This window comes from Streptomyces sp. NPDC043996, assembly GCF_056435225.1.
On the sequence record NZ_JBWKEY010000002.1, the window covers coordinates 541,023 to 554,298 of the forward strand.

Below are 13,276 nucleotides of genomic sequence, written 5' to 3' on the forward strand. Positions count from 1 at the left end.
CGCGGGGAATGCAAGCGACAAGGTGTGCAGTGTCCACAAGTTGCGGAAGGTGCCGGAAGGGGGGTGCGCGTGGCCCGCGAGAGATCCGGCCGGACGGTCGCGCACCTCGTGCTCGCCACCCGGCTCCGGACCCTGCGCGAGGCCGCGGGTCTCTCCCTCAAGCAGGCCGCGGGCGCCCTCGGCGCCCACCCGGCCACCGTGCGCCGCATCGAGGGCGCCCAGACGTCCCTGGACGCGGGCCAGGTCTCCGCGCTGCTCGGCGCGTACGGGGCGGCCGCCGCCGAGGTCGAGGAGTTCCTGGGGAAGCTGGCGAACGCCAACGCCCCCGGGTGGTGGCATCCCTGGCGTGCCGTCATGGACCCCTGGCAGCTCGACCTGATGAGCGTCGAGTCGGCGGCCGGGATCGTCCGCACCTGGGACCCGGCGCTCGTCCCCACCCTGCTGCGCACCCCGGCCTACGCCCGCGCCGTCGACGACGTGCTGCGCCCCGACCTCTCCCCCGCCGACAAGGACCTGCGCGCCGAGCTCCTGACGAGGCGCCAGGAGCGACTGCGCGAGCAGCGCACCCGCATCTGGGCGCTGATGTCGGCCACCGCGCTGCACACCAGGGTGGGGGACGGCCACGTCATGGCCGAGCAGCGCGCGGCGCTGCGGGCCGCCGCCGAAAGGCCCGACGTGACCTTGCAGCTCCACCCGTTGGAGGGGCCCCCGCACGCCTTGACCGGCAGCCCGCCGCTGACGCTGTTCAGGGTCGAGGTCCCCGAGATCTCCGACCACGTGGTCCGGGAGGGAGGTCTCGCCGGAACGGCCGACGTCTGGGACGCCACCGAGACGGTGACGGCCTACCGTCTGCTCCTGGACTATTCCTGCGCCACCGCGTTCCATCCCGACAAGTCGAAGGAGGCACTGGCACCGTCATGACAGAGCCGATGAAACTGCCCCCGCGCCTGGACCAGATAGACAGGTCCGTCGCCCACAGCGCGCGCGTCTGGAACTACTGGCTGGGCGGCAAGGACTGGTACGAGGCGGACAAGGCCGCCGGGGACGCCTATCGCGATAAGTACCCCCTCATCGAGCCGTTCGCCAAGGAGTCCCGGGGCTTCCTGGTGCGCACCGTCACCTGGCTGGCGAAGGAGGCCGGAATCCGGCAGTTCCTCGACGTGGGGGCCGGGTTGCCGACGGCCAGCAACACCCACGAGGTCGCCCAGCGCATCGCGCCCGAGTGCCGGGTGGTGTACGTCGACCACGACCCGCTCGTCCTGCTGCACGTCCAGGCGATGGGCAGGAGCACGCCCGAGGGCGCCATGGACTACGTCCTCGCGGACATGCGCGACACCGACGCCGTCCTGGACGGCGCCGCCAAGACCCTTGACCTGTCCCGGCCCGTCGCCCTGGTGATCAACGACGTGCTCGGGCACATCGTGGACTGGGACGACGCCCTGGGCCTGGTGCGGCGCCTGCTCGACCGGCTGCCGTCGGGGAGCTATCTGTCGCTGAGCCACTCGACGGCCTCGGACGACGAGCACCGGGCGGTGCAGGAGGAGTACAACGCCTCCGGCGCGATCCCCTACATCTTCCGCGAGCCGGAGGTGACCGTCGCGTTCTTCGAGGGCCTGGAGATGGTCGAGCCCGGCTATGTGTCCTGGCCCCGCTGGCGGCCCGAGGCGACCACCGGCACCCTCACCGCGCGGGCCGGGTGGGGTGGCGTCGCCCGGATACCGTGACGGCGGGCGACGCCGGACGCGATCCGCGCCCCGCGCCCGCCGCCGGGGCGCGGGACGCGCGGGACGCACGGGTGCTCCAGCGGCTCACGCGGGCCGCGGCCCGCTCCGGCGCCTCCCTGATCACCGAGGCCGCCGCGCTGGCCGAAGGCTGGGCCGCGCTCGTGGATCCGCTGGCCGGTGCCCTCCACAGCACGCCGGGCACCGCGGGGACCCTGGGGGTGCGCGCCGCGGCCCGCCCGCAGGCGCACCCGCACCTCACCGTCCTGCACGTGGCGGGCGCCGCCCTCGTCCTGGGTCCCGGGGCGGCGGCGCCCGCGCCGCGCGTGGCGCTGATCGCGCGGACCACCGCCGATCTGCTGCGGGTACGGGCCCGGCGGGCGGAGGAGCAGCGGGGCGCCGAGCAGCGGCTGCACACCGCCGTGCTGCGGCTGCTCCTGCACGGGCGGCACGAGGTGGCGGCGGACGTCCTGGGCGACGGCTGCGGCACGCACGCCGTGGTGTTCCGGCTCGCGGGGCCTGGCGCGCCCACCGCGCACCAGGCGCTGTGGCGGGCGACGCAGGGGGAGGCGTGGCCCGGCGGGCCCCGGGTCCTGGTCTGCCCGGACGGGGCGGACCTCGCGGTCGTCTCGCTGCACGACGCGCGGGCCGACCACGGTCTGACGCGCGCGCTCGTCGCCCGCGCCGCCGACCGCTACCGGCTGACCGGCGGCGTGGCGGACCCCGCGCCGCTGGACATGTTCGTCACCGCGTGGGCGGAGGCGGGGAGCGCGCGCGCCGGGGCGGGGGCCGGGTGCCTGGCCGCCGTCTCCGGCCTGGGGGCCCGGGGGCTGCTGCGGGTCGTGCCCGCGGACCGCCTCGCCCAGTGGTCCGCGGCGCTGCTGCGGCCGCTGGACCACGAGCGGCGGCGGACCCTTGAGACGTGGCTGCGGTCGGGTTCGGCACTGGCCGCCGCGGCCGCCCTGGACGTGTCCGAGGGCACCGTCCGCACGCGGCTGCGCTCGTTGGGCGCGCTGCTCGCCGCCGACCTGGACCACCCCACCGTCCAGGCGCGGCTGCTGCTCGCCCTGCGGGCCCCGCACTCCCCCGCGCCGACGACCGCCGCGGCGCCCCGGTCAACGGCTCCTCGGTCGGCGGAGCCGCGCGACGCGCCGCCGCTGCCCGCGGCGCTGCTCGGCCCGGAGGACGCGAGCCGCTGGGCGGCCGCCCTGCTCGCGCCGCTCGGCCCGCGGCTGCGCATCGCGCTGCGCTGCTGGCTGGGGCACCGCGGCCGCACCGCTCCCGCCGCCGCCGAACTCGCCCTGCACCGGACCACCCTCACCACCTGGCTCGCCGAGTGCGCTCAGGTCCTGGACCTGGACCTGTCGTCGGTGACCGTCCGCGCGGAGCTGCACCTGGCCGTGGAGACGGTCGCGACGCCCGCCGACGCCCCGGCGGCGCTGCCGCGCCGGGGCGGCAGGACGTACGGCAGGCCGCGGGGGTAGCGCCGGCGGCCGCTCAGGGGGCGATCGGGAGCTGCCGCTTGTGCTCGGTGAGGCGGTAGCGGCGGACGATGGCCCCGAAGGCGGGCTCGTCGACCGGCTTGCCCTCCAGGAGGTCGTCGATGTCGTCGTAGGTGACGCCGAGGGCCTCCTCGTCGGGCCGCCCCGGGTTCAGCGTCTCCAGGTCCGCGGTCGGGACCTTGCCGACCAGTTCGGCGGGGGCGCCGAGGGCCGCGGCGACGGCCCGTACGCGCCGCTTGGTGAGGCCGGTGAGCGGCACCACGTCGGCCGCGCCGTCGCCGAACTTGGTGAAGAACCCGGAGACCGCCTCGGCGGCGTGGTCGGTGCCCACGACGAGTCCCGCGTGCGCGCCCGCCACCGCGTACTGGGCGACCATGCGCTGGCGCGCCTTGATGTTGCCGTGCACGAAGTCCTGCTGGTGGGCGTCGCGGAAGACCGTGCCGCCGGCGAGCACCGTCTCCAGGGCGGCGTCGCTCGCGGGCTTCACGTCGACGGTCAGGACCTGGTCGGCGCGGATGAAGTCGAGGGCCAGGCGCGCGTCCTTCTCGTCGGCCTGGACGCCGTAGGGCAGCCGCATCGCGTAGAACGTCGCCTCGTGCCCGGCGGCGCGGACCCGCTCGACGGCGAGCTGGCACAGCCGCCCAGCCGTCGTGGAGTCCACCCCGCCGCTGATGCCGAGCACCAGCGAGCGCAGGCCCGTCGACGTCAGCTGACCGGCGAGGAAGGCCACCCGGCGCTCGATCTCCCGGTGCGCGTCGAAGTCCGCGCTCACCTGGAGGTCCCGGGCGATCTCCGCTTGCGGGGATAGGGGCGCCAGGTCGGTCACGGTGTGCTCCTCGGTCGGGGCCGCGGCCCGGGTCGGCGGGTGCCGCGGGGACGGGGCCACACAGGTGTGTGGGGACGGGAAGCACTCTAAAGGACGTCTCCCGGCCCCCCGGGAGGGCACCCTTCGCGCGTGCGACCCGCGCCTGGTGCCCGCGGCGGGCGTAACAGAATTCGCCACGACGCTTCTCCTGGTTCACACGGGGCTGCTGGGCTGTGCGCGCCCATGTCACCCAGCACAGGAGGAGCGAGTGAATCTCGTCGTCAACGGCGACGCGGAGAGCGGGGCGGGCGGCAGCGCCGAACCCGTCGGGAGCGTCCGTGGCTGGCAGGTCGTCCAAGGAGCGCCCGCGCTCGTCCCGTACAGCCTGGGCGGCGGCTATCCGACCGCGGCGGACCCCGGTCCGGCCCGGCGCGGAAGCCGGTTCTTCTCCGGCGGGAACAGCCCGCGGACCGCGCTGGTGCAGGACGTCGCCCTGCCGAAGGGCGGGCCGACCGGGCGGCGCGCGGTGGACCGGGGCCGGGTGCGGTACGTCCTGACCGGCTGGCTCGGCGGGTTCGCGGGCCAGGAGGACGGCGCACGCCTCTCCGTGGAGTTCCGCGACGCCAAGGGCACGCCGGTGGCCCTGAGTGTCCTCGGGCCCGTCGGCGCCGCGGACCGGGGCGGGCGCACCGCGCTGCTCGAGCGCGCGGCCGAGGCCCAGGTGCCGCCCACGGCCCGCTCGGCGCGGCTGCTGCTCGTCTTCACGCGCAGCGGCGGCGGCACCTCCAACGACGGCTACGCCGACGCCGTTTCCCTCACCCTTGAGCCCGCCGGAGACCACCGATGACCGTGAACCGCCGTGACCTGCTGAAGGCCGCCGCGGCCGCGGGCGCGCTCAACCTCGCCTGGCCGCTTGCCCCGGGCCTGACCCCCGCGCAGGCCCGTGAGGCCGCCGAGCTCCTCGGCGCGGAGTACGACCGCGCGCCGTTCACGCTGGGGGTCGCCTCGGGCGATCCGCAGCCGCACTCGGTGGTCCTGTGGACCAGACTCGCGCCCGAGCCGCTGGCGGCCGAGCAGAAGCTGCCCGAGGTCGTCGAGGTCGAGTGGGTCGTCGCCAAGGACGCCCGGCTTCGCCGCGTCGTGGCGCGGGGGAAGGCCCCGGCGTCGGCGACGCTCGGGCACAGCGTGCACGTGCCGGTGAGCGGTCTCGCCCCCGGTCGCCACTACTGGTACGGGTTCAAGGCGCTCGGCAGGACCAGCCGGGTCGGGCGCACGCGGACCGCGCCGCGCGGCAAGGTCGCGAAGGTCACCTTCGCCGCCGCCAACTGCCAGGCGTTCCACGACGGCTTCTACGCCGCGCACCGGGGCATCGCCCGCGAGGACGTCGACTTCGTGGTGCACCTCGGCGACTACATCTACGAGCACGGGCAGGTCGGCGGCGTACCCGAGAAGCACGTGCGCGACCACGACGGACCCGAGATCCTCACCCTCGCCGACTACCGCAAGCGGCACGCGCTGTACAAGGGCGACAAGTCGCTGCGGGAGGCGCACGCCGCGCATCCGTGGTTCCTGACGTGGGACGACCACGAGGTCGTGAACGACTACAGCGGCACCGGGGGCGGCGCGCCGTTCATGCGGCGGCGCGCGGCCGCGTACCAGGCGTGGTTCGAGCACATGCCGCACCGCGACTCCTTCGGCTCCTTCGCGCTGCCCGACCCGGAGATCCACCGCGTGCGCCGGTGGGGCGACCTGCTCGAACTCACCGTCCTTGACCTGCGTTCGTACCGCTCCGCGCAGAACCTCCCCGACGGCACGATCCTCGGCGCCGAGCAGAAGGCGTGGCTGAGGAAGACCGTCGACCGGGCTCCCGACGCCTGGCACGTGTGGGCCAACTCGATCATGCTGAGCCAGCTGCGGGGCAGGCCGGGCGGCTCGTACATGTTCACCGACCAGTGGGACGGCTTCCTCGCCGAGCGCAAGGAGGTCCTCGGGCACGTCCACAAGAGCGGCCTTGAGGACCTCGTCGTCATCACCGGCGACTGGCACTCGGCGTTCGTCGACGACGTCCGCACCGACTTCGACGAGCCCGAATCGCCCTTGGTCGGTACGGAGTTCACCGCGCACTCGGTGACGTCGGGCGCGTACTCGGCGGAGTGGAACGCGGCCAACGGGCCGCTGATGGGCAAGGCCAATCCGCATCTGAAGTACTTCGAGGGCAATCGGTACGGGTACGACGTGTACGAGGTGACCCCGGAGCGCTTCAGCGCCCATATGCGGGTGATCGGCGACCGCCGCGACCCGCGCTCCCCCGTGTCCACGCTGACCACCTTCCACGTGGACCGGGGCAGGGCGGGGTCCTACGAGGACGACGCCACGAAGGCGTCGCCCGCGCAGTACCGCAGAGACTAGGGGCTAGGGACTGACGGGAGTCCGGGGCCGGTCAGGGGCGCCAGTCGAAGGGGAAGTGCTTGCTCGACCCGCCCCGGTACTCGTGGGAGAAGTCGAAGCCTTCCGCGTGGTCGCTCTCGACCACGCCCCAGGTGGCGATCTGGCCGGGCCCCACCTCGGCGCCCGGCGCGTTGACGAGCTGGACGCGGCGGGTGGGGTCGGCGGTCGGCCCGGTGAGGGCCCTGGCCCCGACGGCGACCTTGTCGCCGACGCCGGCCCGCCAGTACGACAGGTCCTTCGCCGCGTCGAAGCGGACCGGGGCGTACTGGACCTCGCGCAGTTCGCTGATGAGGGAGCCGAACTCGCCCGGCCAGCCGCCGACATGACCGGCGAAGATCCGCTCAAGGGCGTCCCGCTGGGCCTGGTCGCCCCGGGAGTCGATGTAGAGCATCACCTTCATCGTGGCGTTCGGGTCGCCGACCCACATGTTGCCGGTGAACTCGCCGAGGGCGACGACGCCGAGGCCGTCCAGGCGCACGTCCCCCGAGTGCCCCTCGTGGATCTGCCAGACGAGGGTGAACAGGCAGTCCCCGTGGGTGGGGGCCTGGGCGAAGGTGCAGGGGCACGGCAGGGAGCAGCTGCAGACGTCGAACCACTCGCCGCGCAAGTGCCAGTCGGGCAGGGACGCGTCGGTGCCCGCGCGGACGACGGCGGTCGTGGCGGGCTCGGTGCGCGGCGCCGAGGACGTGGTGCACATGGTGGGGCCTCCTGTGACGAGGGGAAGGAGAGACGACATATACCCATAGGGGGTATGCGTCTGCGACAAGAAGGAGGCTATGGCGGCCAGTTGGGCTCGTCAAGTACCCCCTATGGGTATAAGAAGCCGATCATTAGCCCAGTGGCCGAAAACCGTTCATTCCCCGGAGGCTTATCCCGCGCGGGCGGCGGTCCTACTGTCCACGGCGATGACCAGTCGGCCGGATGTGAGCAGTTGACCTGGACTCGTTGAGTCCGCAACCTCCCGTGTACGAAGGAGTCGACATGGAACGCCGTACCGTGCTTCGCGCCGCTGTCGTGGGTGCCGGGGCCGCAGCCTTCTCCGGTTCCCTGTGGCGGCAGGCCGCCGCGTATCCCGCCCTGCCCGGACCGAGCCCCTACGGGCCGCTGCAGACTGCGGACGCCAACGGGATCCGGCTCCCGTCGGGCTTCACCAGCCGCGTCATCGCCCGCTCCGGGCAGAAGGTGACCGGCACCAACCACACCTGGCACGGGGCGCCCGACGGCGGCGCCTGCTTCGCCGACGGCACCGGCTGGATCTATGTGTCCAACGCCGAGCTCAGCGGCAACGGCGGCGCGGGCGCGGTGAAGTTCAACAGCTCCGCGCAGATCACCGGCGCCCACTCCATCCTGTCCGGCACCAGCCGCAACTGCGCGGGCGGCGCGACGCCGTGGAACACCTGGCTGTCGTGCGAGGAGGTCGACACCGGCTTCGTCTACGAGACCGACCCCTGGGGCGTGAACGCGGCGGTGCGGCGGGACGCGATGGGCCGCTTCAACCACGAGGCCGCCGCCGTCGACCCGGTCCGCCGGGTGATCTATCTGACCGAGGACAAGTCCGACGGCCGCTTCTACCGCTTCGTGCCCACGGTCTGGGGAGAGCTGGCGTCGGGCACCCTGCAGGTGCTCAAGGACGTCGGCGGCGTCCTGTCCTGGGCGACCGTGCCCGACCCCGACGGCAGCCCCACCGCCACCCGCTACCAGGTGTCGGGCGCGAAGGTGTTCAACGGCGGCGAGGGCTGCCACTACCGCGCCGACATCTGCTACTTCACCACCAAGGGCGACAACCGGGTCTGGGCCTACCACGCGGGGAACAACACGCTCGCGGTCGTGTACGACGACAACGTCAGCGGCGCCCCGCTGACCGGCGTGGACAACGTCACCGCCGCCGCCGTCGGCGACCTCTACGTCGCCGAGGACGGCGGCAACATGGAGATCTGCATCATCACGCCGACCGACGTGGTCGCCCCGTTCCTGCGGGTGACGGGCCAGTCCTCGTCGGAGATCACGGGACCGGCGTTCAACCCGGCGGGCAACCGCCTGTACTTCTCCTCGCAGCGCGGCACTTCGGGCTCCAGCGGCGGCGGCATCACCTACGAGGTGAACGGCCCCTTCCGCACCAGCCTCTGACCCGGACTCGCCAGACCCACCTCGTACGCGAGGATGATGGCCTGCGCCCGGTCGCGCAGGTCCAGCTTGGCCAGGAGCGCGTTGATATGGGTCTTGACGGTGGACCGGCCGATGCCGAGGGCCTGGGCGATCTCGGAGTTGCTCAGGCCCCTCGCCACCGCGCGCAGGACGTCCGTCTCCCGCCCGGTGAGGGCGTCGAGGCGGCCGTCCGGGCGGGGCCGCGCGGCGACCGCCCCGGTGGCGAAGGCGTCGATGAGCCGCCGGGTGACGGCCGGGGCGAGCAGCGCCTCCCCGGAGGCCACCGTGCGGATGGCGTCGACGAGTTCCTGGGGTTCGCAGTCCTTGAGCAGGAAGCCGGAGGCGCCGTCGCGCAGGGCGGAGAAGACGTAACTGTCGCGGCGGAAGGTGGTGAGCACCAGGACCCGCACGGGCGGATCGAGCGCGGCGAGCAGGCGCGTGGCCTCCAGGCCGTCCACGCCCGGCATGCGGATGTCCATGAGGGCGAGGTCCGGCCGGTGCGCGCGGGCCAGCGCGACGGCCTCGGCGCCGTCGGCGGCCTGCGCGGCCACCGTCAGATCGGGCTCGGCGTCGATGACGGCCGCGAAGCCCGCCCGCACCACCGCCTGGTCGTCCACCACGAGCACGCGGATCGTCATGTGCCTGCCCTCCGTCGGCGCGGTCCCGCCGCTGTTCCGGTACGCCAGAACACTACGGGCGCCGCGCCGCGCCCGGGGAGCCGCCAGGTCAGGCCGCCTCGGCCTCCAGCAGGCTGAACGAGCTGCCCTCGCCGAGCGGCGTCACGGCCGTGAGCGCGAGGCCCGCCCGCGCGCACACGTCGGCGAACTCCGTGCGCGTGCGCTCCCTGCCGCCCACGTTCACCAGCATGTTGAGGTCGCTGAGGTACATCAGGCCCGCGTTCTCCCGGGCGACCACCTCGGGCATGACGGGCTCCACGATGAGCACGCGTCCGCCGGGCGGCAGGGCCGCGCGGCAGTGGCTGAGGATGGTGACCGCCTGCTCGTCGTTCCAGTCGTGCAGGATGCTCTTGATCAGGTAGACGTCGGCGCCCGAAGGCACCGACTGGAAGAAGTCCCCCACCACCAGGGAGCACCGCCCGGTGAGCCCGTGCCGCTCCAGCGTCCGCGGGGCCTGCGCGAGGCCCTCCTCGGTGTCGTAGACGACGCCGGAGAGATCCGGGTGCGCGCGGAGCACTCCGGACAGCAGGGTGCCGTCGCCGCCGCCGATGTCGGCGACCTTGGTGTGGCGGCCGAAGTCGAAGAGCCCCGGCAGTTGCGCGCCGCTCGCCCTGGTGCTCTCGCTCATCGCGGCGTTGAACTGGGCGGACAGCTCCGGGTTGTCCTTGAGGTGGGCGAAGAAGTCCTTGCCGAAGACCGAGGCGAAGGTGGTCTCGCCCGTCGTCACCGCGCGGTCCAGGTGCTCCCAGGCGCGCACCATCGTCGGCTCGGCGAACATGGTCACCAGGGCGGCGAGCGAGTCGGGGCGCCCGGGGTCGAGGAGGCCGCCCGCGGACGTCACCGCGAAGGAGTCGGGGGCGCGTTCCTCAAGGAGGCCGAGGCTCGCCAGGGCGCGCAACAGCCGGGTCATGGCCTGGGGGTGGGCCCCGGCGTCGGCGGCCACGTCCGCGGCCCGCCGCTCCTCGTCGCCGATGAGTTCGACGACCCGCAGCCGCGTCGCCGCGCGCAGCGTCTGGGCCGCCAGACCCCCGAAGAGGTACTGGAAAAGGAGGGCGCGGTCCGCCATGTCCGCCGCCCGAGCCTCGCCGTTGGTGTGCGCCACAGGTGCTCCTCCTCCGCTCCGGACCGTGTGCGCCGCCGACATCGGCGACCACGGAAGTTAGGTAACCCTAACTTGCAAGTCCGGTGTGGGCCGCCGCAATTCGGCCAAAGGGCCCCGGGTCCGGCCTCCGGGTTCCCCTGGCGAGTTTCCGGGCTCCCCCGAGGCGTTCCCCGCGACGCGCTCCCGGGCGGCTTTCAGGGGCAGACCCCCGGCGCGCATTTCTCGCGGCGCACGCCCCCCGCATTCACGCGCACGCCCGCCGCCGGAATGGGCGCGCGGGGGCGTGAATTCCCCGGTGCCCGCCGGATCGCGGCGGGCACTCGGTCTTATCTTGTCGCTCTTCTCCCGCCGTGCGGCGCGGTTACTGGCAGACCGCGAACGCCCTCAGCGTCTGGACCGTGGAACCCGTGTTCGTTCCCCGAATGACCCAGGTGTTTCCGGAGGCGAAGGAGTCCGTGAAGAAGATGTCGAACGCGCTCGTCTGGCCACCGCCGCCGGTCGGCGCCGTGCCCGCGGGGCAGGCCACCGTGGCGAGGCCGCGCCCGCCGTTCGCCGCCACGTTCACAGGGGCGCCGAGCACCGGCGTACCCGCCGCCTCCACAGGCGCCCTGTACACCCTCGGGTTGGACTTGGAGGACCCGCCGTCCGATGAGGCCGCGGTCGCGCTGGCGACGCCCGCCACCGCGACAGCCGCGGTCGCCAGGGCCACTACTCGCATTCGAATGGGCATGCAACTCACTCTCCTTGAGTTCCTTGCCGGGCCGCTTCCCGGCACGGTCATCACCGTGCACTGCCCGCCGGTATCGCCGCCACTTTCGGTCCACTCAGCGGAACTGTTCCATTCAGCGGAACTATTTCGCCGAACGGACCTGAGCCTTTCCCCTCGCTTCCCAAGTGGGCATTCTTTTCCGGTGCATTCACTGAATTCACATGGCGAATGGGAACATACGAACGGACCCGGAGAGCCGGGCCGCTGGGCACCGCCCGTCAGTCCCCCGCCACCATCCGCCGGGCCAGGCGCACCAGTTCCGGGATCGCCGGGTGCCCCGGAGCGCCGCGGTGCCAGGCCAGGACCAGGGGCACGGCAGGGGCGTCGGCCAGCGGGCGGTAGGCGATCGCGGGGTGGGTGTGCAGCCGGGGCGTGGCCGAGGTGGAGATCCCCACGGCGCGGCCCACGGCGATGGCCGTCAACCACTCGTCGGTGTTGGTGACTTCGATCGTCGCCGTGGGGCGCGCGGCGGCGGGCCACAGGTCCAAGGTGGTGGTGCCCGCGACCGTGTTCAGGGCGACCGGCCACGCGGCGAGGTCCGCGAGGGTGAGGGTGTCGCGCGCGGCGAGGTCGCTGCCCGCGGGCACCACCGCCACCCGCTCCTCCTCCACCAGGAGCTCCGTGACCAGTCCGGGCGCGGTCACCTCGCCCCGCAGCAGCGCGACGTCGACCTTGCCCCGGGTGAGCCCGGCCGTGCGGTCGTCGATGCGGCGCAGCTCCAGCGGCACGTCGGGGTGCTCCTCGTCCCAGCGGCGCAGCAGCGGCACGGTCAGGTCTCCGAGTGCGGCCCAAGGGTGGCCGAGGCGGAGCGGCAGGGCGCCGAGGGAGCGCGGGTCAAGGGCCGCGTCCACGGCGGCCAGCGCGGTGGCGGCCTGGTCGCGGAAGGCGCGGCCCGCCGCGGTGAGTTCGAGGTGGTGCGTGGAGCGGTCGACCAGGCGGACGCCGAGATGGGTCTCCAGCTGGCGCAGCGTACGGGAGAGGGCGGGCTGGCCGATGTGCAGCCGGGCCGCGGCGCGCGTGATCGCGCCCTCGTCGGCGATGGCGAGGAAGGCCCGCAGATGGCGTAGCTCCATGGTCATGCCTCACAAGCATAACGGCGGCTCAATCGGCATTTCACGCGGAGCACGCCGCTTCCTAGCGTGGAGGGCATGACCAACACGACGTCCCCGGCGCGCCCGGCGGGAGCACGGTCCGCGGCCGCGCACGGCACACCGGCGGCGGGCCGCGCCCGCCGGATCGCGGCACCCGCTGGCGGGGCCGACCTCGGCGGCATCGGCCTGATGCTGGCGGGCACCCTCTCGGTGCAGTTCGGCTCCGCCGTCGCCGCCCTGCTCTTCCCGCGCGCCGGAGCCCTCGGCGTGGTGACGCTGCGGGTGTCGCTCGCGGCCGCGCTGCTGCTGCTCGTCTGCCGCCCCCGGCTGCGCGGTCACAGCCGTACGGACTGGGCCGTCGCGGGCGGCTTCGGCGTCGCGCTCGGCGGCATGAACATCCTCTTCTACCAGGCGATCGACCGGATCCCCCTGGGTCCGGCGGTGACGCTGGAGGTGCTCGGCCCGCTCCTGCTGTCCGTGGCCGCGGCGCGCCGGGCGGTGAGTCTGGTGTGGGCCGGGCTCGCCCTCGGCGGCGTCTTCCTCCTCGGCCGGGAGGGCTTCGACCGGCTCAGCCCCGCGGGCGCCGCCTTCGCGCTCGGCGCGGGCGCCATGATGGCGGCGTACATCGTCCTCAACTCCCGGGCCGGAGCGCGCTTTCCGCGCCTCGACGGGCTCGCCCTCGCGATGGGCGTCGCCGCGCTGATCAGCCTGCCGCTCGGCATCGGCGCCACGGGCACCACCCTGCTCGAACCGGAGGTGCTGGCCCTCGGGTGCGCGGTGGCGCTCCTCTCCTCGGGGCTCCCCTACACCTTGGAGCTGCTGGCCCTGCGCCGCCTGCCCGCGGCGACCTTCGCGGTCCTGACCAGCCTGGCGCCCGCCATCGCGGCCCTGGCGGGATTCCTGGTCCTGGGCCAGACGCTCTCCGGCCCGCAGTGCCTGGCGATCGCGCTGGTGGTGGCGGCCAGCGCGGGGGCGGTACGGACGGGGCGGTCCGGCCGACGCTGACGGGGGCACCG

The 13,276-nt window shown here is 73.9% G+C and carries 13 protein-coding genes; 7 read left to right on the plus strand and 6 right to left on the minus strand.

Features of this window, described 5'->3' with window-relative positions; all coding sequences use genetic code 11:
- Window positions 1–69 precede the first annotated feature (69 nt).
- The 3 genes from AC07A4_RS06460 to AC07A4_RS06470 are packed head-to-tail and all read left to right on the plus strand — an operon-like array spanning window position 70 to window position 3,205.
- Window positions 70–921, plus strand: a complete 852-nt coding sequence (locus tag AC07A4_RS06460) for a helix-turn-helix domain-containing protein (RefSeq protein ID WP_478593784.1) — start codon at window positions 70–72, stop codon at window positions 919–921.
- Window positions 918–1,724, plus strand: a complete 807-nt coding sequence (locus tag AC07A4_RS06465; RefSeq protein ID WP_478593787.1) for an SAM-dependent methyltransferase — start codon at window positions 918–920, stop codon at window positions 1,722–1,724. The genes AC07A4_RS06460 and AC07A4_RS06465 overlap by 4 nt, the downstream gene beginning before the upstream one ends.
- Entirely contained in the window at window positions 1,721–3,205 is a 1,485-nt protein-coding gene (locus AC07A4_RS06470; protein ID WP_478593790.1) for a helix-turn-helix domain-containing protein, read from the plus strand. The genes AC07A4_RS06465 and AC07A4_RS06470 overlap by 4 nt, the downstream gene beginning before the upstream one ends.
- A 13-nt stretch (window positions 3,206–3,218) precedes the next feature.
- Here the strand turns inward: AC07A4_RS06470 and nadE are convergent, their stop codons facing one another.
- Window positions 3,219–4,049: an ammonia-dependent NAD(+) synthetase gene (nadE, locus tag AC07A4_RS06475; RefSeq protein WP_478593793.1), complete on the minus strand. Its 831-nt coding sequence runs from the start codon at window positions 4,047–4,049 to the stop codon at window positions 3,219–3,221.
- Between the two features lie 247 nt (window positions 4,050–4,296).
- On the opposite strand from nadE, the gene AC07A4_RS06480 reads away from it, so the two are divergent.
- Window positions 4,297–4,875, plus strand: a complete 579-nt coding sequence (locus AC07A4_RS06480) for a phosphoesterase (RefSeq protein ID WP_478593796.1) — start codon at window positions 4,297–4,299, stop codon at window positions 4,873–4,875.
- Window positions 4,872–6,437: an alkaline phosphatase D family protein gene (locus AC07A4_RS06485; RefSeq protein WP_478593798.1), complete on the plus strand. Its 1,566-nt coding sequence runs from the start codon at window positions 4,872–4,874 to the stop codon at window positions 6,435–6,437. Before AC07A4_RS06480 ends, AC07A4_RS06485 begins: the two co-directional genes overlap by 4 nt.
- A 31-nt stretch (window positions 6,438–6,468) precedes the next feature.
- Here AC07A4_RS06485 and AC07A4_RS06490 read toward each other — a convergent pair whose 3' ends face one another.
- Window positions 6,469–7,173 (minus strand): DUF1326 domain-containing protein, encoded by a 705-nt coding sequence (locus AC07A4_RS06490; RefSeq protein WP_478593801.1) that lies wholly within the window; start codon window positions 7,171–7,173, stop codon window positions 6,469–6,471.
- A 284-nt stretch (window positions 7,174–7,457) separates the two neighbouring features.
- Between AC07A4_RS06490 and AC07A4_RS06495 the strand changes: the two genes are divergently transcribed.
- Window positions 7,458–8,603, plus strand: coding sequence for an alkaline phosphatase PhoX (locus tag AC07A4_RS06495; RefSeq protein ID WP_478593803.1), 1,146 nt, complete (start codon window positions 7,458–7,460; stop codon window positions 8,601–8,603).
- Here the strand turns inward: AC07A4_RS06495 and AC07A4_RS06500 are convergent.
- The 4 genes from AC07A4_RS06500 to AC07A4_RS06515 all read right to left on the minus strand — a co-directional run bounded on the left by AC07A4_RS06500 (window position 8,567) and on the right by AC07A4_RS06515 (window position 12,248).
- The gene (locus AC07A4_RS06500) at window positions 8,567–9,259 is read right to left on the minus strand and encodes a response regulator (RefSeq protein WP_478593805.1); all 693 of its coding nucleotides are present in this window, start codon (window positions 9,257–9,259) and stop codon (window positions 8,567–8,569) included. The two genes, AC07A4_RS06495 and AC07A4_RS06500, sit on opposite strands and share 37 nt — an antisense overlap.
- An 88-nt stretch (window positions 9,260–9,347) precedes the next feature.
- Window positions 9,348–10,364, minus strand: a complete 1,017-nt coding sequence (locus AC07A4_RS06505) for a methyltransferase (RefSeq protein WP_478594379.1) — start codon at window positions 10,362–10,364, stop codon at window positions 9,348–9,350.
- A 397-nt stretch (window positions 10,365–10,761) separates the two neighbouring features.
- On the minus strand, window positions 10,762–11,130 hold the full coding sequence (locus AC07A4_RS06510; protein WP_478593807.1) for a hypothetical protein: 369 nt from the start codon (window positions 11,128–11,130) through the stop codon (window positions 10,762–10,764).
- Between the two features lie 257 nt (window positions 11,131–11,387).
- Window positions 11,388–12,248: a LysR family transcriptional regulator gene (locus tag AC07A4_RS06515; RefSeq protein WP_478593810.1), complete on the minus strand. Its 861-nt coding sequence runs from the start codon at window positions 12,246–12,248 to the stop codon at window positions 11,388–11,390.
- 69 nt (window positions 12,249–12,317) lie between these two features.
- On the opposite strand from AC07A4_RS06515, the gene AC07A4_RS06520 reads away from it, so the two are divergent.
- Window positions 12,318–13,265, plus strand: coding sequence for an EamA family transporter (locus AC07A4_RS06520; protein ID WP_478593813.1), 948 nt, complete (start codon window positions 12,318–12,320; stop codon window positions 13,263–13,265).
- Window positions 13,266–13,276 lie beyond the last annotated feature (11 nt).